15 protein-coding genes and 1 tRNA gene are annotated in these 18,768 nt (G+C 71.1%); 4 read left to right on the top strand and 12 right to left on the bottom strand.

Going from position 1 to position 18,768, the window contains the following annotated elements:
• The first annotated feature begins 46 nt into the window (after positions 1 to 46).
• Positions 47 to 475, top strand: a complete 429-nt coding sequence (locus C2865_RS35005) for an Rrf2 family transcriptional regulator (RefSeq protein ID WP_106402942.1) — start codon at positions 47 to 49, stop codon at positions 473 to 475.
• Between the two features lie 9 nt (positions 476 to 484).
• Here C2865_RS35005 and C2865_RS35000 read toward each other — a convergent pair whose 3' ends face one another.
• The 4 genes from C2865_RS35000 to mfd all read right to left on the bottom strand — a co-directional run bounded on the left by C2865_RS35000 (position 485) and on the right by mfd (position 8,081).
• Positions 485 to 2,881, bottom strand: a complete 2,397-nt coding sequence (locus tag C2865_RS35000) for a transglycosylase domain-containing protein (protein ID WP_106402941.1) — start codon at positions 2,879 to 2,881, stop codon at positions 485 to 487.
• Positions 2,882 to 2,974: 93 nt separating this feature from the next.
• Positions 2,975 to 3,880 carry a MazG family protein gene (locus C2865_RS34995; RefSeq protein WP_106402940.1) on the bottom strand — a complete coding sequence of 302 codons (906 nt, stop codon included), beginning with the start codon at positions 3,878 to 3,880 and terminating at the stop codon, positions 2,975 to 2,977.
• Positions 3,877 to 4,479, bottom strand: a complete 603-nt coding sequence (locus C2865_RS34990; RefSeq protein ID WP_106402939.1) for a SurA N-terminal domain-containing protein — start codon at positions 4,477 to 4,479, stop codon at positions 3,877 to 3,879. The genes C2865_RS34995 and C2865_RS34990 overlap by 4 nt, the downstream gene beginning before the upstream one ends.
• A gap of 119 nt (positions 4,480 to 4,598) precedes the next feature.
• Entirely contained in the window at positions 4,599 to 8,081 is a 3,483-nt protein-coding gene (gene mfd / locus C2865_RS34985; protein ID WP_106402938.1) for a transcription-repair coupling factor, read from the bottom strand.
• Positions 8,082 to 8,262: 181 nt separating this feature from the next.
• On the opposite strand from mfd, the gene C2865_RS34980 reads away from it, so the two are divergent.
• The 3 genes from C2865_RS34980 (at position 8,263) to C2865_RS34970 (ending at position 11,527) form a co-directional block, all read left to right on the top strand.
• A complete protein-coding gene (locus C2865_RS34980; RefSeq protein WP_106402937.1) occupies positions 8,263 to 8,970 on the top strand; it encodes a class I SAM-dependent methyltransferase in 708 nt (235 codons plus the stop codon).
• 70 nt (positions 8,971 to 9,040) lie between these two features.
• Positions 9,041 to 10,513 carry an adenylyl-sulfate kinase gene (gene cysC, locus C2865_RS34975; protein WP_106402936.1) on the top strand — a complete coding sequence of 491 codons (1,473 nt, stop codon included), beginning with the start codon at positions 9,041 to 9,043 and terminating at the stop codon, positions 10,511 to 10,513.
• A 66-nt stretch (positions 10,514 to 10,579) separates the two neighbouring features.
• The gene (locus C2865_RS34970) at positions 10,580 to 11,527 is read left to right on the top strand and encodes a sulfite exporter TauE/SafE family protein (protein ID WP_106402935.1); all 948 of its coding nucleotides are present in this window, start codon (positions 10,580 to 10,582) and stop codon (positions 11,525 to 11,527) included.
• 84 nt (positions 11,528 to 11,611) lie between these two features.
• On the opposite strand, the gene C2865_RS34965 is transcribed toward C2865_RS34970, so the two are convergent.
• The 8 genes from C2865_RS34965 to C2865_RS34930 form a co-directional block, all read right to left on the bottom strand.
• Positions 11,612 to 12,877 (bottom strand): sulfate adenylyltransferase subunit 1, encoded by a 1,266-nt coding sequence (locus C2865_RS34965; protein ID WP_106402934.1) that lies wholly within the window; start codon positions 12,875 to 12,877, stop codon positions 11,612 to 11,614.
• A 14-nt stretch (positions 12,878 to 12,891) separates the two neighbouring features.
• Positions 12,892 to 13,806: a sulfate adenylyltransferase subunit CysD gene (gene cysD / locus C2865_RS34960; protein WP_106402933.1), complete on the bottom strand. Its 915-nt coding sequence runs from the start codon at positions 13,804 to 13,806 to the stop codon at positions 12,892 to 12,894.
• An 8-nt stretch (positions 13,807 to 13,814) separates the two neighbouring features.
• Positions 13,815 to 14,570, bottom strand: coding sequence for a 3'(2'),5'-bisphosphate nucleotidase CysQ (locus tag C2865_RS34955; RefSeq protein ID WP_106402932.1), 756 nt, complete (start codon positions 14,568 to 14,570; stop codon positions 13,815 to 13,817).
• Between the two features lie 43 nt (positions 14,571 to 14,613).
• Complete coding sequence (gene pth / locus C2865_RS34950; RefSeq protein ID WP_106402931.1) at positions 14,614 to 15,189, bottom strand: aminoacyl-tRNA hydrolase; 576 nt, start codon at positions 15,187 to 15,189, stop codon at positions 14,614 to 14,616.
• Positions 15,190 to 15,289: 100 nt separating this feature from the next.
• Positions 15,290 to 15,889: a 50S ribosomal protein L25/general stress protein Ctc gene (locus tag C2865_RS34945; protein ID WP_106402930.1), complete on the bottom strand. Its 600-nt coding sequence runs from the start codon at positions 15,887 to 15,889 to the stop codon at positions 15,290 to 15,292.
• A 225-nt stretch (positions 15,890 to 16,114) separates the two neighbouring features.
• Positions 16,115 to 17,092, bottom strand: coding sequence for a ribose-phosphate diphosphokinase (locus tag C2865_RS34940; protein ID WP_106402929.1), 978 nt, complete (start codon positions 17,090 to 17,092; stop codon positions 16,115 to 16,117).
• The gene (gene glmU, locus C2865_RS34935; protein ID WP_106402928.1) at positions 17,089 to 18,588 is read right to left on the bottom strand and encodes a bifunctional UDP-N-acetylglucosamine diphosphorylase/glucosamine-1-phosphate N-acetyltransferase GlmU; all 1,500 of its coding nucleotides are present in this window, start codon (positions 18,586 to 18,588) and stop codon (positions 17,089 to 17,091) included. The genes C2865_RS34940 and glmU overlap by 4 nt, the downstream gene beginning before the upstream one ends.
• A gap of 58 nt (positions 18,589 to 18,646) precedes the next feature.
• Positions 18,647 to 18,718: transfer RNA gene (locus C2865_RS34930), tRNA-Gln, on the bottom strand.
• Positions 18,719 to 18,768 lie beyond the last annotated feature (50 nt).

Below are 18,768 nucleotides of genomic sequence, written 5' to 3'. Positions count from 1 at the left end.
CCTCCCGCCGTCCCACAGGTGAAGAGTCGCAACAACCGGGGAGAACGTGCACGTCACCGCCCGCGCCGAGTACGCCCTGCGCGCCCTGCTGGCCCTGGCCGCCGCCGAGCCCTCCGCCCTCACCGCCCACACGCTGGCCGGCACCCACGGCCTGCCGCTGACCTTCCTGCAGTCGATCCTCGGCGACCTGCGCCGCGCCGACCTCGTCTACAACCAGCGGCTCCCCCGGCCGGGCTACCGGCTGGCGCGGGCGGCCGAGGACCTCACCGTCGGCGAGGTGCTGCGGCTGGTCAGCGGCACCCGCGCCGGGGAGCGCGCCGAACCGCCCGAAGGCGAGCCCTCCGCGCTCGTCGGCGCGCTGCGCCAGGTGTGGCGGGCCGCCGACACCGCGCAGCTCGCGGTGATCGACTCCGTCACCCTGGCCGACCTGCGGGACGGCCGCCTGCCCGAGCGCGTCCGGGCCCTGCTGACCTGAGGACGCGCGTCAGCGGGTGAAGAAGGGCTCGGAGAACGGGTTCCTCGGGAACGGGGGATCGAACTGGAAGGGGTCGTCGCCGCCGTCGTCGAACGGCGGCCGCGGGTCGTCCCCGTGCTCCTCGGGGCCCTTGGAGATCGTGAGGACGACCGTGACGCCCGAGTCGCCGGGGTCGATGCTCGCGCCGGGCCCCGGGCTCGTCTCGGCGACGGTCCCCTCGGGGTAGCGGGAGTGCATCTCGGCCGAGGCGATCCGGTGGTCCATGTTCATCGCCCTGAGCCTGCTGATCGCCGCCTCCGGCTTGAGGCCGCGCAGGTCCGGCATGCGCACGCTGTCCTCGCCCGAGCCCTTGCGGAAGAAGTGCGACGGCGGCCGGTGGAACCCGCCGGCCTTGACGCCCCGCAACGACTCGACCATGGTGTCGCGCCAGATCGGCCCCGGGATGCTCGCCCCGTAGACCGGGCCGCCGCAGTGCGTCGGCAGGCACACGTTCGTCATCGGGTTGCTGTAGCCGCCGCGCGGGTCGCCCACCCAGACGGCCGAGGCCAGCTGCGGGGTGTACCCGGCGAACCAGGCGGCCGAGTAGTTGTCCACCGTGCCGGTCTTGCCCGCCGCGGGACGGCCCAGGCCCAGGCCGCGCGCCGTGCCCTTGGTCAGGACCCCGCTCATCACGTGGTTCACCGCGTCCGCGACGCCCTTGTCGATGACCTGCTCGCAGTTCGCGGACGGCACCTTGATCTTCTTGCCGTCGGTGCGGGTGATCTGCTTGATGGCGATCGGCTCGCAGTACTTCCCGCGCGCCCCGAACGCGGCGTAGGCGGCGGCGACCCGCAGCGGGGAGACGTCGTTGAAGCCCAGCGTGAAGGAGGCGTACTCCTGCAGCGGCTTGCCGTCGGCGCGGCGGATGCCCAGCTTCTTGGCCATCTTGACCGTGTCGCACAGGCCCACCTCCTTCTCCAGCTTGAGGAAGAAGGTGTTGACCGAGTGCCAGGTGCCCGTCAGCAGGCTGAAGCTGCGCCCGCCCTCGCCGTCGGAGGAGTTGCGCAGCTGGGTGGTGTCGCTGACGTTCTTGCCCTTGCAGTCGCGGAACCCGGTGGGCGCGTACGCGACGGGCGCGGTGATGCGCTCGCCGATCGGCATGCCCTCGTCGAACGCCGCGGCCAGCGTGAACGCCTTGAAGGTCGAGCCCGCCGCCATGCCCACGCTGGTGCCGTGGCTGGCGTCGGCCGCGAAGTTGATCCAGGTCTTGCCCGGCTCCTCGTTCGGACCGAGCTCCCGGCCCACGTCCATGCCCTTGATCTCGCCGGTGCCCGGTTCGATCAGGACCTGGGCGGCGGCCTTCTTCTCCTTGTTGCGCGCCGGGACGTGCCGCAGGAGCGCCTTGTGCGCGGCGTTCTGCGTCTTCCAGTCCAGCGTGGTGCGGATCTTCAGGCCGCCCACCCACAGCAGCCGCTCGCGCTCCTCCTCGGACTCGCCGAAGATCGGGTTGGCGAGGATCTCGCGCTGCACGTAGTCGCAGAAGAACGCGGCCTTGCTCTCGGTGCAGCCGTTCTTGGTCTCGGTGAGGTCCAGGACGAGCGGCTTCTTCTTCTCCTGCCCGGCCTTCTCCCAGGTGATCCAGCCGAGTTCGGCCATCCGGTCCAGGACGATGTCGCGCCGGTTGCGCGCGCCCTCGCCGTTCAGCCGCGCGTTGTAGGCGTTGCCGTTCTTGAGGATGCCCGCCAGCGTTGCGGCCTGGTTGAGGCTCAGCTTGTCGGCCGGGACGGAGAAGTAGCGGCGGGCCGCGGCCTCCATCCCGTACGCGCCGTCGCCGAAGTAGGCGATGTTCAGGTACTTCTCCAGGATCTCGTCCTTGGAGTGCCGGCGCTCGACGGCGATGGCGTACCGCAGCTCGCGGAGCTTGCGGGCCGGGGTGGTCGCCACCGCCTCCAGCCGCTCCGCCTCGGTCTCGGCGTTCATGTACAGCAGGTTCTTCACGTACTGCTGGGTGATGCCCGAGCCGCCCTGCGTGGACTCGCCGGAGTTGTTGATGTTCGTCATGAGGGCGCGCAGCGTGCCCTTGCTGTCGAGCGCGCCGTGCTCGTAGAACCGGGCGTCCTCGATGGCCAGCACCGCCTGGCGCGCGACCGGCGCGATCTTCTCCAGCGGCACGTCCACGCGGTTCTGCCGGTAGAACGTGGCGATGAGCGAGCCGTCCGCGGCCAGGATCTGGGAGCGCTGCGGGGCCTGCAGGTCGTCCAGGTCCACCGGCTCGCTGAGCAGCCAGTCCGCGGAGTCCCGCGCCCCGACCCCGGCCGTGCAGGCCAGCGGCAGCGCCAGCAGTCCGGCCAGCAGCCCGGCCAGCATGCCGTATCCCGCCAGCCGCCGCACCGCGACGGCCCTGCCGATACCCTGGTCCGCTTCCATGCGGCACACCCTAAGGCCTGTTCCGAAGACGAAATAGTCCAGTACCCGGTGATGTCCGTCTGGTGAGGTCCCGTGTCGGGCCCCGTCCAGGGGTCATCCTCGGTACTGGCTCTCCCATTCCTCCACTTTTGCCCGGAATCGGGAGGACCAAGCACGGAGTTCGCGCTCGGCCGCCTCCGCCGGGGACGTGCGGGCCGCGTAGTCGGCGAACAGCTCCTCCGGGACACCGCCCTTGCGGGCCCTGCGGACGAGCTGCGCGGCCTCCAGGAGGGCCGGCTGGGAGGAGGGGACGCCCGCCAGGAGGGGGCGGTCGCCCTTCTCCGCCTTCTTGATGGCGTCCCAGTTCACCTCGACCTCGGCCGCGCCGGAGACGTCGACCTCGGCGAACACGTGGGGGTGGCGGCGGATGAGCTTGTCGACGATGCCCGCGGCCACGTCGTCGATGGTGAAGCCGTCCGCGCCGCGCTCGGCGGCGACCACCGAGTGGAAGGCGACCTGCATGAGCACGTCGCCCAGCTCCTCCCGAAGTGCCGCGAAATCGCCCGACTCGACCGCGTCGGCGGTCTCGTAGGTCTCCTCCACCAGGTACGGGATGAGCGACTGGTGGGTCTGCTCGCGGTCCCACGGGCACTCGCGGCGCAGGCGCTCCATCACCGCCACGACGTCCAGCAGCCGTGCCCCGGGAAGGTCGTAGGAGCCGTGCACGATCTCGACGTCCAGCGGGTCCTCGACGACGAGCTCGCCGATCCGGGCGGTGAGGTCCGCGTCGCCGTCCGGGGCGGCCAGCCAGACCACGTCCCGGCTCCGGGCGGCGCCGACCACCGCGCGGGCGTCCGGCTCCACCGTCTCCACCGCCACGCCCGCCTCCCGCAGGTACGGCAGCTGCGGATGGTCGGCGGTCGAGGTGAGCACCCGGCAGTCCTGGAGCGCGCGCCATGCCCGCCAGGTGAGCAGCCCCGGCGCCACCCGGTGGGTGGTGCTCAGCAGGACCAGGCTCATGCCGTCCCGCTCTCCCGGGTCGACAGGCGGGTCACCGGAGGCTGCAGGAGGCCGTCGTCGTAACCCGAGCCGTAGCGCGGGTTGACCTGGATGCCCATGGCCTGCGCCGTCTGCGTCAGCGCCTGGTGCACCTGCTCGTTGGCCGCGGCGTCCGAGGGCGCGCCGGTGGCGAGCTTGTTGTTGATGACGATCATCCGCGCGAACTCGCGCCCGTGGCTCGGCGGGATGCCGTAGGACATCGTGAAGACGCCGAAGAGCTCATCGCCCCCGTCCCGGGTGACCTGGCTGACGAAGTCGTCCACCTGCGCGGAGGAGACCTCGATGCCGCGGTCCTCCGCCGCCTGCTCGCTGACCCGGATGGCGATCAGCCGGCTGAGCACGCTGCGCGGCGTCGACTCCGGGTCGGCCAGCGTGAGCTGCTGGGCCGGCAGCGGGTTCTCCCGGTAGGAGTCCCGCCACTCGGTGACGGCGGTGCTCAGCTCCGCCTCGCTGATGCGCGGCGCGTCGCCGAAGGTGGCGGCCGCGCCCATGCGCGTCTGGTCTCCGCAGGCCGTCGCGCCGAGCGCGAGCACCACCGCGACGAGGATCTGTCGTCTCACCCGTCACACCTTACTGATCCTGTCCATCCCCGAGGCGTCCCCGGCCGGTCCCGGATGTCCGGGAGGCGACCCCCGGGCATCCGGGACCGGGGGTCCGGTCCTGGCTTCGCCGCGGTCGGCTAGCCCTCGAGGAACAGGGCCTCCACGAGGTCCGTCGCCCAGCGGAGCATGTCGCCGTCGCGCAGAGGGCGGCCGCCGAGGGGGGCGGTCTTGGGGGTGGGGACCAGGATCTGGCCGGGCTTCATCAGGCTCTTGGGGTAGAGGCGCTGCATGCGGACCTGGCGGGACTCGGGCAGGATGCGGTCCTCGCCGCCGGCCTTGGCGAAGCGGACGAAGTTGCCCTGCAGCACCACCTCGGTGAGGCCGGCCCGGCGGGCCTTCGCCCGGAAGCGGGCGACCTCCAGGAGGTTGAGCACCGGGACGGGCAGCGCCCCGAACCGGTCCTTGATCTCCGCGGCGACCTCGGGGATCTCCTCGTCGGAGGTGATGCCGGCGATGCGCCGGTAGGCCTCCAGGCGCAGCCGCTCGCCCGGCACGTACTCGTGCGGGATGTGCGCGTCGACCGGCAGCTCGACCTTGGTCTCGGGCAGCGACGACGTCGGCTCCTCCTTGAGCTCGCGCACCGCCTCACCGACCATCCGGACGTACAGGTCGAACCCGACGCCCGCGACATGGCCCGACTGCTCGGCGCCCAGGATGTTGCCGGCGCCGCGGATCTCCAGGTCCTTCATCGCCACGAACATGCCCGCGCCGATCTCGGTGTGCTGGGCGATCGTCGCCAGCCGCTCGTGCGCGGTCTCCGACAGCGGGTTCTCCGGCGGGTACAGGAAGTAGGCGTACGCGCGCTCCCTGCCCCGGCCGACGCGGCCGCGCAGCTGGTGCAGCTGGGAGAGGCCGTAGGTGTCGGCGCGGTCCACGATGAGGGTGTTGGCGTTGGGGATGTCCAGACCCGACTCCACGATCGTGGTGGCGACCAGGACGTCGTAGTTCTTCTCCCAGAAGTCGACCATCACCTTCTCGAGCTGCTGCTCGTTCATCTGGCCGTGCGCGGTCGCGACCCGCGCCTCGGGGACCAGCTCCTTGAGGGTGGCGGCCACCTTGTTGATGGACTTCACCCGGTTGTGCACGAAGAAGACCTGGCCCTCGCGCAGCAGCTCGCGGCGGATCGCGGCGGCGATCTGCTTCTCGTCGTAGGGGCCGACGAACGTCAGGACGGGGTGGCGCTCCTCCGGCGGGGTGAGGATCGTCGACATCTCCCGGATGCCGGTCAGGCCCATCTCCAGGGTGCGCGGGATCGGCGTCGCCGACATCGCCAGCACGTCCACCTGGGTGCGCAGCCGCTTCAGCTCCTCCTTGTGCTCGACGCCGAAGCGCTGCTCCTCGTCGATGATGCACAGGCCCAGGTTCTTGAACCGGGTGGACGGGCTGAGCAGCCGGTGCGTGCCCACCACCAGGTCGACCTTGCCCTCGGCCAGCTCCTGGAGGGTCTGGGCGACCTCCTTGTCGGTCTGGAACCGCGAGATCGGCCGGACCACCACGGGGAAGGTGGCGAACCGCTCGGTGAAGGTCGACAGGTGCTGCTGCACCAGCAGCGTGGTCGGCACCAGCACCGCGACCTGCTTGCCGTCCTGGATGGCCTTGAACGCCGCGCGCACCGCGATCTCGGTCTTGCCGTAGCCGACGTCGCCGCAGATCAGCCGGTCCATCGGGACCGGCTTCTCCATGTCCTGCTTGACCTCCTCGATCGCGGCGAGCTGGTCGGGCGTCTCGGTGTAGGGGAACGCGTCCTCCAGCTCCCGCTGCCAGACGGTGTCGGGCCCGAACGCGTGGCCGGGACTGGCCATGCGCGCCGAGTACAGCCGGATCAGCTCCCCGGCGATCTGCTTGACCGCCTTGCGGGCCCGGGTCTTGGCCTTCTGCCAGTCCGCGCCGCCCAGCCGGTGCAGCGACGGCGCCTCGCCGCCGACGTAGCGGGTGAGCTCCTCCAGCTGGTCGGTGGGCACGAACAGGCGGTCGCCCCTGGCGTACTCGAGGATGAGGTACTCGCGGGTCGCGCCCTGGACCGTGCGCGAGACCATCTCCACGTACCGGCCGACGCCGTGCTGCTCGTGCACCACGTAGTCGCCCGCCGACAGCTGCAGCGGGTCGATGCCGCCGCGCCGCCGCGACGGCATCCGCCGCATGTCCTTGGTGGAGGACTTCTGGCCCGACAGGTCGGTCTCGGTGAGGACCGCCAGCCTCACCGTCCCGCCGCCCGACCACAGGAAGCCGTGCTCCAGCATGCCGGTGGTGACCAGGACGGAGCCGTCGGCCTCCTGCCGCGAGGCGGGGATCCCGGCGTCGCGCAGCACCTCGGTGAACCGTTCGGCCGGGCCGTGGCCCTCGCTGGTGAGCACCACCTTCCAGCCCTCGCCGTGCCAGCGGCGCACGTCGGCGACGACCTTCTCCCGGTCGCCCCGGTAGGCCTCCGCGGGCTGGACGTCCAGGATGACGGTCTCCTCGTCCCCCGCCGCCAGCGGGCTGGTGAGCCACCACGGCAGGTCCAGTTCCCCGGCCCGCTCGCGCACCTCCTCCAGCGTGCGGTAGGCGGCCTCGCCGAGGTCGATCGGCGCCTCGCCGCCCGCGGCGGCGTTCACCCAGGACGCCTCCAGGAACTCCTGGCTGGTGCTGACCAGGTCCACCGCCCGGCTGCGGATGCGCTCGGGGTCGCAGACCAGCACCCGGCTGCCCTTGGGCAGCAGGTCGATGAGCAGTTCCATGCGCTCGGCCAGGACCGGCGAGAAGGCCTCCATGCCCTCGACCGCCTCGCCCTCGGCCAGCCGGTCGAGCACCTCGGCCAGCGCCGGGTGCTCGGCGGCCAGCGCGCGCGCCTTCTCCCTCACCTCGGGGGTGAGCAGCAGCTCGCGGCACGGCGGCGCCCACAGCCCGTCCTGGGCGATCTCCAGGGAGCGCTGGTCGGCCGCCTTGAAGTAGCGGATCTCCTCGACCTGGTCGCCCCAGAACTCCACCCGCAGCGGGTGCTGCTCCCCGGCGGGGAACACGTCGAGGATGCCGCCGCGCACCGCGATCTCGCCGCGCTTCTCCACCAGGTCGACACGGTCGTACCCGGCGTCCACCAGGCGCGCGACGACCTCGTCCAGCTCCGCCTCGTCGCCCTGGCGCAGCCGCACCGGCTCCAGGTCGCCCAGTCCGGCCACGATCGGCTGGAGCACCGCGCGCACCGGGGTGACGACCACCTTGAGCTGCCCGCCGGCCGGGTCGCCCGGCTCGGGGTGCTGCAGCCGGCGCAGGACCGCCAGCCGCTGCCCCACGGTGTCGCTGCGCGGGGACAGGCGTTCGTGCGGCAGCGTCTCCCAGGCGGGGAAGTGCGCCACGCCGTGGGGTTCCAGCAGGCTGGTCAGCGCCGAGGCGAGGTCCTCGGCCTCGCGGCCGGTGGCCGTGACGGCCAGGACGGCCGCCCCGTCGATCGCGGTGCGCGAGAGCACCGCGGCCAGCACGGGCCGCAGCGCGGGCGGGCCGACGAGGGTGTGCTCGCCGCCGTCCAGGGCGCGGCGCAGCTCCGGATCGGCGAGCACGACATCGAGCAGTGGCGAGAGAGACATCATCGACCTTGTGACAGACGGTGGCGGCGCGCGTCCGCGCAGCCCGAAACCCCCGGAACGCCAGGCGTCCGGGATCGCCTCCCAGCCTACGCGTACCCGCACCCTGAGGCCGGGTCAAGGATCCCTTCAAGAAAGAGCAAATACCGGACGGACGCGCCGTCTTTCACTACGCTGCGAAACCATGACCGAGCTTTCTGTAAGGGACCGCGCGGTCGTCGTGGAGGACGACCTCTTCGCCGAGCGGGTCACGCTGCACGTACAGGACAAGGGACTGCGCAGGGTCCACATCCTCGAGGCCGGGTGCGGCCGGGGGTCAGGCCTGCCGCTTCCCGCCGGCCTCGACCGGCACGTCACGGGAATCGACCTCGACACCCCGGCCCTGCGGGCGCGCACCGCGGACCGCTCCGATCTGGACACCTTCCACCTGGGCGACCTGCGCAACGCCCCGCTCCCCCCGCGCTCCTACGACGTGGTGCACGCCGACTCGCTGATCGAGCGCATCACCCACGCCGAACTCGTGCTGGACCGGATGATCGCCGCCCTCAAGCCCGGTGGGCTGCTGCTGGTGCGCTTCACCGACCGCGACACCGCCTACGGGCTGATCCGCCGCACGCTCCCGCGCCGGCTGCGCGGGCTGCTGGGCGAGGACGTCCGCGACACCCAGCCGAACGTCTTCGAGCCGATCACCTCCCTGGAGGGCATGCGCAACTGGTGCCTGCAGCGCGGCCTGGTGATCGCCGAGGCCCACACCGAGTCCGGCTGCGGCGGCGGCGTCGCCGCCCTCGCCCGGCTGCTGTCCACCCTGAGCGGCGGCCGCCTCACCGCCGACCACAGCGAACTCGTCCTGGTCATCCGCAAACCCGAGAACCGCTTCGCCCGCATCCTCTGAGGGGACCGGCCGAGGCCGTTGTGGCCGCGGGGACATCCCGGGAGCGCGCGGCGGGCGGTACCGTGGCCCGGTGAGCGCTGGACTGCCCGAAGAACTCCACGGCCTGAAGTCGTGGACCCCCGACCCGACGGAACTCGCCGACCTGGAACTGCTGCTGGCGGGCGCCTTCCGCCCGCTGAGCGGTTTCCTCGGCTCACTGGACACCGCCGCCGTGGTGGCGGGCGGCAGACTCGCCGACGGCACGCCGTGGCCGTCGCCGGTGCTGCTGTCCGCCCCCGACGAGCTCGCCGGGGAGCCGCGGCTGATCCTGCAGGACCCCGAAGGCGTGCCGCTGGCGGTCCTGCGGGTCACCGAGGCCTGGCGGGACGCGAGCCTGCCCGAGGGGCGCGTGCGGCTGGCCGGCCCCCTGACCCCGCTGCGCCGTCCCGCCTACGGCGCCTTCCACCGGCTGCGGCGCACTCCCGCCGAGCTGGAGATCACGCCGGGCCGGGACGGGCGGCTGCTGGCCGTGGCCACCCGCGAGCCGCTGCACCGCAAGCAGCTGGGGCAGCTGCGCCAGGAGGCCGAGCGGCTCGGCGCCCCGGCGCTGGTGCTGGCCCTGCTCTCGGGCGCGCACGAGCAGGAGCTCGTCCGCGCCCTGCTGGCGGTGGCCAAGGACCTGCCGGAGGGTTCGCGCGTCGTGCCGGTGAACCTCGCCCCGCGCCCCGGCGGGCGCGAGCCGGAGCTGCGCGCCCACGTGGCCGCCGCCTACGGCGCCACCCACCTGCTCACCTCCGTCCCCCTGTCGGGCGAGGCGCCGCTGGCGGTCGTGGCCCCCGAGCCGTGGGCCTACGACCTGGACGTGGAGGTCTGGCGGCCGGTCGCCCGGATCGAGGAGGACCACGTACGGGCCGAGCTGTCGCCCGAGGAGCTCGGCGAGCTGCTCGACCAGGGCGCGCCGATCCCCGAGTGGTTCACCCCGCCCGCGGTCGCCGTCGAGCTGCGCCGGGCCCGCCCGCCGCGGCACGAGCGGGGCGTCACCGTCTTCTTCACCGGCCTTTCGGGGTCGGGCAAGTCCACCGTGGCCCGCGGCCTGGCCGACGCCCTGGTGGAGAACGGCGGGCGCACGGTCTCGCTGCTGGACGGCGACGTGGTGCGCCAGATGCTCTCCTCCGGCCTGACGTTCTCCAAGTCCGACCGCGACCTCAACATCCGCCGGATCGGCTACGTGGCCGCCGAGATCACCCGGCACGGCGGGCTGGCGATCTGCGCGCCGATCGCGCCGTACGCCGCCACCCGCGCCGAGGTGCGCCGGATGGTCGAGGCGGTCGGCGACTTCGTCCTCGTGCACGTGGCCACGCCGCTGGAGGAGTGCGAGCGCCGGGACCGCAAGGGCCTGTACGCCAAGGCGCGCGCCGGGCTGATCCCGGAGTTCACCGGCATCTCCGACCCGTACGAGGCTCCCGAGGACGCCGATCTGGTGCTCGACACCACCGGCCTGTCCACCGGAGAGGCGGTCGAGGCGGTGCTCAAGCTCCTGACGGCCGGTGGTTGGGTCAGGTAAACGCGCGTGACGGCGGCCCGGTAGAGTGTTACGGAATATTTCCTATTATTTCTGTGGGATATACCGATGCACTTTGACTTTGACGTATGGATGGCCTTCGGGTCCTTTCTGGTGGCCATCGTCGTCGGGCTGACCGGTATGGGCGGCGGGGCGCTGATGACCCCGATGCTCATGACGTTCTTCGGCGTTCCCGCGATCACCGCCATCTCCAGTGACCTGGTGGCCTCGGCGGTGATGAAGCCGATCGGCAGCTTCGTGCATCTCAGGCGCGGGACGGTGAACCTGAAACTGGTCGGCTGGCTGTGCGTCGGCTCGATCCCCTCCGCCTTCTGCGGGGTGCTGATCGTCACGCGCGTGCTGCCCGACGGCCAGTCCACCCAGCACTTCCTGGAGAAGGCCATGGGCGTGGCGCTGCTCATCGCCGCGGCCGGGCTCATCTTCCGGATGTACCAGGCCATCCGCGACAAGGCACAGGACCGGTCGAAGGACGAGCGGGTCACCGCCGAGCCCGGCTCCCCCGCCTCCCAGGCGCCGCCCGAGCTCAAGGTCAAGCCCCTGCCGACCGTCCTCACCGGCGTCGTCGGCGGCGTGATCGTCGGCATCACCTCGGTGGGCTCCGGCTCGCTCATCATCGTGGCGCTGCTGGCGCTCTACCCGATGCTCAAGGCCAACCAGCTGGTGGGCACCGACCTCTTCCAGGCCGTGCCGCTGGTCATCGCCGCGGCGCTCGGACACATCCTCTTCGGCGACTTCCAGCTGTCGGTGACCGCGGCCCTGCTGGTCGGCTCCATCCCCGGCGTCTACATCGGCGCCCGGATCTCCTCCCGCGCCCCCGGGCAGCTCATCCGGCGCGCGCTGGCCGTGGTGCTGCTGGCCTCGGCCCTGAAGCTGTTCGGCGTCCCGACCGTCATCCTGGCCTGGACGCTGCTGGCCCTCATCGTCGTCGCCGTGCTCAGCTGGGTGCTGCTGCGCAACCGCGCCAGGGACACCGAGACCGCCGACACCGGCGCCTGACCCGCCGTCACCCGCGCCCCCGTAACAGGGCACAGCAGAACGGGCCTCCCCGAGGGGAGGCCCGTTCGTCGTCGCGGTGCCGGATCAGCGCAGCGGGTTGGAGATCATGCCCGCCGCGACCGTGGCGTTGGTGGCCTCGTCGATGAGGATGAAGCCGCCGGTGAGCCGGTTGCGGCCGTAGTCGTCGACGAACAGCGGCTGGGTCACCCGCAGGGTCACCCGGCCGATCTCGTTGAGCCGCAGGTTGTCGGCCGTGTCGTCGCGGTGCAGGGTGTTGACGTCCAGCCGGTACTGGAGGTCCTTCACCATCGCCTTGACGGTGCGCGTGGTGTGCTTGAGCGTCAGCTTCGTGCGCGGCGTCAGCGCCTTGACGTCGTCCATCCAGCAGATCATCGCGTCGAGGTCCTGGGCGGCCTGCGGCTGGTTGTTCGGCCGGCAGATCATGTCGCCCCGGGAGATGTCGATCTCGTCCGCCAGGCGGATGGTGACCGACATCGGGGGGTAGGCCTCGTCCACCGGCCCGCTCGGGCTCTCGATGTGGGTGATGGTGCTGGTCAGGCCGGACGGCAGGTGCATGACCTCGTCGCCGGGCTTGAGCACGCCGCCCGCGACCTGGCCGGCGTACCCGCGGTAGTCGTGCAGGGCCGGGTCCGTCGACTTGTGCGGGCGGATGACGCACTGCACCGGGAACCGCACGTCGATGAGGTTGCGGTCGGAGGCGATGTGCACGTTCTCGAGGTGGTGCAGCAGGCTGCTGCCGTCGTACCACGGCATGTTCATCGAGCGCTCCACCACGTTGTCGCCGTGCAGCGCCGACACCGGGATGAAGGTCAGGTCGCCGATCGACAGCTTGGTGGCGAACGAGGTGAACTCGTCGACGATCTCGTTGAAGACCGTCTCGGAGTAGTCGACCAGGTCCATCTTGTTGACCGCGACGACCAGGTGCGGCACCTGCAGCAGCGTGGTGAGGAACGCGTGCCGGCGCGACTGCTCCTGGATGCCCTTGCGGGCGTCGACCAGGATGATCGCCAGGTCGGCGGTCGAGGCGCCGGTCACCATGTTCCGGGTGTACTGGATGTGCCCGGGGGTGTCGGCGATGATGAACTTGCGGCGCGGCGTCGCGAAGTAACGGTACGCCACGTCGATGGTGATGCCCTGCTCGCGCTCGGCGCGCAGGCCGTCGGTGAGCAGAGCGAGGTTGGTGTACTCCTCGCCGCGGTCGACGGAGGTGCGCTCCACCGACTCCAGCTGGTCCTCGAAGATGGACTTCGAGTCGTACAGCAGCCGTCCGATGAGGGTCGACTTGCCGTCGTCGACCGAGCCGGCGGTGGCGAAACGCAGGATGTCCATACGCGGGGCGGCCATCAGAAGTAGCCCTCCTTCTTGCGGTCTTCCATGGCTGCCTCGGAGGCCCGGTCGTCGGCGCGGGTCTGGCCGCGCTCGGTGATCCGGGTCGCCGCGATCTCCTCGATCACGTCGTCCAGCGACACCGCTGCGGACTTCACCGCGCCGGTGCAGGAGGTGTCGCCGACGGTCCGGTAGCGCACCATCGCCTCGAAGACGGGCTCGTCCTCGCCGCGGTTGGCCGGGGGCAGGTCGGCCAGCAGCATGCCGTCCCGCTCGAACACCTGGCGGGTGTGCGCGAAGTAGATCGAGGGCAGCTCGATCCCCTCCCGGCGGACGTAGTCCCAGATGTCCAGCTCGGTCCAGTTGGAGAGCGGGAACACCCGGACGTGCTCACCGGGGTGGATCTTGGTGTTGTAGAGGTTCCACAGCTCGGGCCGCTGGTTCTTGGGGTCCCACTGGCCGAACTCGTCGCGGAAGGACACGACGCGCTCCTTGGCGCGGGCCTTCTCCTCGTCGCGGCGCGCGCCGCCGAAGGCGGCGGTGAAGCCGTGCTCCTCGATCGCGTTCAGCAGCGGAACCGTCTGCAGCTTGTTGCGCGAGGCGCGGCGGCCCTTCTGCTCCACCACCTGGCCCTTGTCGATGGCGTCCTGCACGGAGGCCACCACCAGGCGCAGGCCGAGCTCGGCCACCTTGCGGTCGCGGTATTCGATGACCTCGTCGAAGTTGTGGCCGGTGTCGACGTGCATCACCGGGAACGGGATGGGCGCGGGAGCGAAGGCCTTCTCGGCCAGGCGCAGCATCACGATGCTGTCCTTGCCGCCGGAGAAGAGCAGCACCGGCCGTTCGAACTCGGCCGCCACCTCCCGGATGATGTGGATGGCCTCGGCTTCGAGCACGTCCAGCTGGGACATCAAGTAGTCGGCGCGTTGCATGGGGTTCCTCAGTTCAGCCCGTTCAGGATCACCTGTGCCAGCGAGGGGTGGCTGACCAGGATATCCGGGAGGTAGGGGTCTTCTTCGTTGTACACCAGCGGCGAGCCGTCGATCCGGGAGGCGTGCGCGCCCGCCGCCAGCGCCACCGCCGCGGGGGCCGCGGAGTCCCATTCGTACTGGCCGCCGGCGTGGACGTACACGTCGACGTCGCCGGTGAGCACCGCGGCGATCTTCGCGCCGGCCGAGCCCATGGGCACGAGCTCCACCCGGTGCCCGGCGGCCTCCAGCTTCGCGGTCAGGTCGTGCACGATCTGCGGGGGCCGGGTGCGGCTCACCACGATCCGGATGGCGTCCGAGGACCGCTCGGCGGGCGCGGGGGGCTCGCCGGTCGAGAGCGTGACGCCCTGGGCGGGCAGCGCCACCGCGCCGGCCGTCAGCCGGTCCTTCTCCCACAACGCGACGTGGACCGCCCAGTCGCTGCGGCCCTCCTCGCTGAACTCGCGGGTGCCGTCGAGGGGGTCGACGATCCAGACCCGGTCGCTGCGCAGGCGGACCTTGTCGTCCTTGCCCTCCTCGCTGAGCACCGCGTCATCGGGCCGGTACTGCGCGAGCGCCGCCATGAGGTACTCGTGCGAGGCCTGGTCGCCCGCGTCCTTCAGGGCGCGTCCGTCGGCGAAACCGCGCTCGGCGCGCAGCCTCAGCAGTACCTCTCCCGCCTCGGCGGCGAGTCGGGCGGCCAGAGAGTGATCGTCTTCCGAGGGCATCTACCTGGTTCCCTATCGTTTGTGTCTGAGACAGTATGGGGCATTACAACGCGTGGAATGTGTTCTGTGTCGCAGAAAGCCCGGTTTTCAGCAGCGCCTCGACGGCGTCCGCGGACCGGTCCACGAAGAGGGGGAGCTCCCGGCGCTCGGCGGGGGAGAAGTCCTTCAGCACGAAGGCCGCCGGGTCCATCCTGCCCGGCGGGCGCCCCACGCCGAAGCGCAACCGCAGGTAATCCTTGTCGGCCAGGGATTTCGTGATGGATCTGAGTCCGTTGTGACCGTTGTCACCGCCGCCTTTTTTCAGGCGGATCGTCCCGAAGGGGATGTCCAGCTCGTCGTGCACGACGACAATCCGCTCGACGGGCACCTTGTAGAAGTCGCGCAGCGCCTTCACCGGGCCGCCGGACTCGTTCATGTAGCAGCGCGGCTTGGCCAGCACCGCCCGGTGCCCCTCCAGCCTGCCCTCGACCACGTCGTTGCGGCTGCGGTGGGACTTGAACGCGCCGCCCATGCGCTCGGCCAGCAGGTCGAGCACCATGAAACCCGCGTTGTGCCGGTGGCCGGCGTAGGACGGGCCGGGGTTGCCCAGACCCACCACCAGCCACAGGTCTTCGCTCATCGCCTTCTCCCGCTCAGCGGAGGGTTCTTCCGGATAAGGCAAGGGCCCGGACACTCACGGCGTCCGGGCCCAGCATGACGTGCTCTCTACTCCGCGGACGTCACTCCGCGGAGGCCTCCGCGGCCTCGCCCTCGGCGGCCTCTCCGGCCTCCTCGGCGACGACGGAGACACCGGTGATCTGCAGCACCAGCGCCTCGGGGTCGCCGGCGACGGTCACGCCGCGCGGCAGCGTGAGGTCCTTGACCAGGACGGAGGAGCCCTCCTCCAGCGTGCCCAGGTCGACGGTGATCTCGGTGGGGATGTGGGTGGCCTCGGCCTCGAGCGACACGGTGGTCAGCTCCTGGGCCAGCTGGCCGCCGGAGGGGACGTCGCCGGTGGTGACGACCGGGACGTCGATGACGACCTTCTCGCCGCGCTTGACCAGCAGCAGGTCGACGTGCTCGAGGAAGCCCTTCAGCGGGTCGCGCTGCACGTCCTTGGGCAGAGCCAGCTCCTCGCCGCCGGACAGGCCGGAGACGCGCAGCAGGACGTTGGGGGTCTTGAGGGCGAGCATGAGCTCGTGGCCCGGCAGGGTGATGTGCTGCGGGTCGGTGCCGTGCCCGTAGAGGACGGCCGGCACTTTCCCGGCCCGGCGGGTGCGCCGAGCGGCACCCTTACCGAACTCGGAGCGCGGCTCGGCGGCGATGCGTACCTCGGACACGGCGGAAACTCCTCGTTGCTGGCGTTGAGCTGAAAGACCTCGGCCCTCTCGTAGGGCGTCGTTCGGGCGCATCTCCGGCACAGGCCGTCTGATCTGTCAGACGTGCCGCGCAGCAGGAGGCGCACACGGTCCATAAAGTCTAGCCGATACCCGGAGCTGAAATGCGCTCGGGCACGGCACTTCCGGACCCGGGGGTGGAATCTCCCGGGCCCGGAAGCGGCGGGTTCAGGCCTCGCCGTCGAACAGCGAGGTGACCGAGCCCCCGTGGAACACCTCGTTGATGGCGCTGGCCAGCAGCGGTGCGATCGACAGCACCGTCAGCTTGTCGAACTGCTTCTCCGGCGGGATCGGCAGCGTGTTGCACAGCACGACCTCGGAGATGCGGGAGTTCTTCAGCCGGTCGACGGCCGGGCCGGACAGCACGCCGTGGGTGGCGGTGACCACGACCCGGGCGGCGCCCTGCTCGAACAGGGCCTCGGCGGCCTTCACGATGGTGCCGCCGGTGTCGATCATGTCGTCCACGATGACGCAGGTGCGGCCCTCGACCTGGCCGACGACCTCGAAGACCTTGACCTCGTTGGCCACCATCGGGTCACGGCGCTTGTGGATGATCGCCAGCGGGCAGCCCAGCCGGTCGGTCCAGCGCTCGGCGACGCGCACCCGGCCCGCGTCGGGCGCCACGACGGTCACCTGGGAGGTGTCCAGCGTCTTGGCGACGTGGCCGGCCAGCAGCTCCAGCGCGAACAGGTGGTCCACCGGTCCGTCGAAGAAGCCCTGGATCTGCGAGGTGTGCAGGTCGACGGTGATCATCCGGTCGGCGCCGGCGGTCTTGAACAGGTCGGCCATCAGGCGGGCGGAGATCGGCTCGCGGCCGCGGTGCTTCTTGTCCTGGCGGGCGTAGCCGAAGAAGGGCGCGACCACGGTGATGCGCGCGGCGCTGGCCCGCTTGAGCGCGTCCACCATGATCAGCTGTTCCATGATCCACTGGTTGATGGGCGCGGTGTGGCTCTGGATGACGAAGGCGTCGCTGCCCCGGACCGATTCCAGGAAGCGCACGAAGGTCTCGCCGTTCGCGAAGTCGTAGGCGGCGGTCGGCACCAGCGCGCAGTCGAGGTTGGCGGCCACCTCCTTGGCCAGTTCCGGGTAGGCCCGGCCTGAGAAGAGCATCAGCTTCTTCTCCACCTGGGTCTTGATCTCGCTCACTTGTCCCCCTTCTGGGTGTTGTTCTCACGCGCCCGTTTCGCCGCTTCCGCGGCGGCAGTACCGGCGCGCTTGCGCTCGACCCAGCCCTCAACGTTGCGCTGCTGCCCGCGGGCCACGGCCATGGCCCCGGACGGCACATCCTTGATGATCACGGAGCCGGCGGCCGTGTAGGCGCCGTCCCCGATGACGACCGGCGCGACGAGCATGTTGTCGCTGCCGACTCTGACGTGGTCGCCGACCGTCGTGCGGTGCTTGGCGACCCCGTCGTAGTTCACGAACACGCAACCCGCGCCGATGTTCGATCCCTCACCGATGGTGGCGTCCCCGACGTACGTCAGGTGCGGGACCTTGCTGCCCTCGCCGACCTCGGAATTCTTGATCTCCACGTAGGAGCCCGCCTTGGTCCTGCGCGCCAGCCGGGTGCCGGGCCGCAGGTAGGCGTACGGTCCCACACTCGCCTCCGGCCCCACCTCGGCGCCCTCGACCACGGCGTCGCGGACGACCGCGTCCTCGCCGACCGAGGCGTCCCGCAGCGTGACGTTGGGGCCGATCGAGGCCCCCGCGCCGACCGCGGTGGCGCCGTGCAGCTGGACGTTGGGGTGGAGCGTGACGTCCTGCTCCACGACGGCCTGGACGTCCACCCAGGTGGTCTGCGGGTCCACGACCGTGACGCCCTCGCGCATCAGGCGCTCCAGGATCCGGTCGTTGAGCTGCCTGCGCGCGGCGGCGAGCTGCACCCGGTCGTTCACGCCCTGGGTCTCCACCCAGTCGGCGACCTTGTACGCCCCGACGCGGTGGCCGTCGGAGCGGGCGATGCCCAGGACGTCGGTGAGATATTCCTCACCCCCGGCGTTGTCGGTGGTGAGCCGCTTGAGCGCGTCGCCCAGCAGCACGCCGTCGAAGGCGTACATGCCGACGTTCATCTCCGTGATGAGCCGCTGCTCGGCGGTGGCGTCCTTGTGCTCGACGATCCCGGCCACCGCGCCGTCCGCGTCGCGCAGGACGCGCCCGTAGCCGGTCGGGTCGGGGACGTCGGTGCTGAGGACCGTGACGGCGTTGCCCTCGGACTCGTGGGCGGCGACCAGTGCCCGCAGGGTCTCACCGGTCAGCAGGGGGTGGTCGCCGTTGGTCACCACGACGGTGCCCTCCAGCGCGCCCGCCTGCTCGTAGACCGTCCGGACGGCGTGTCCGGTGCCCCCCTGCTCCTCCTGGACCACCGGCACCGCCGCAGGCGCGACCTGCCGGAGGTGTTCGATGACCTGTTCTCGCCGGTGTCCGACCACCACGAGGATCCGCTGCGGATCGAGCGCCCCCGCCGCGGCCAGCACATGGCCGAGCATCGAGCGGCCGGCCAGCGTGTGGAGGACCTTGGAGGTACGGGATTTCATCCGGGTGCCCTCACCTGCGGCGAGGACGATGACTGCGGCCGGGCTCACTGAGTGGCTCCTGGGCGTCAAGGACGGGAAATTTTCGTCAGGGCGTAACCCACCCGACATGTAGAGAGAATACCGCCCAGGCGAAGAGGCGTCCGCACCGGACCTGCACAGATCGAAGCTCCGGCGCCAGGACTCGAACCTGAACAAAGGGCACCAAAAACCCTTGTGCTGCCGATTACACCACGCCGGATCGTTTCGGGGGCCACGATACCGTGCGGAACGCCTACAGGCGCGTGCTTA

This window comes from Actinocorallia populi, from assembly GCF_002995495.1.
GTDB lineage: Bacteria > Actinomycetota > Actinomycetes > Streptosporangiales > Streptosporangiaceae > Actinocorallia > Actinocorallia populi.
The sequence above is the reverse complement of the archived record's forward strand: the minus strand, read 5'-3'. Positions and strand labels throughout refer to the sequence as shown.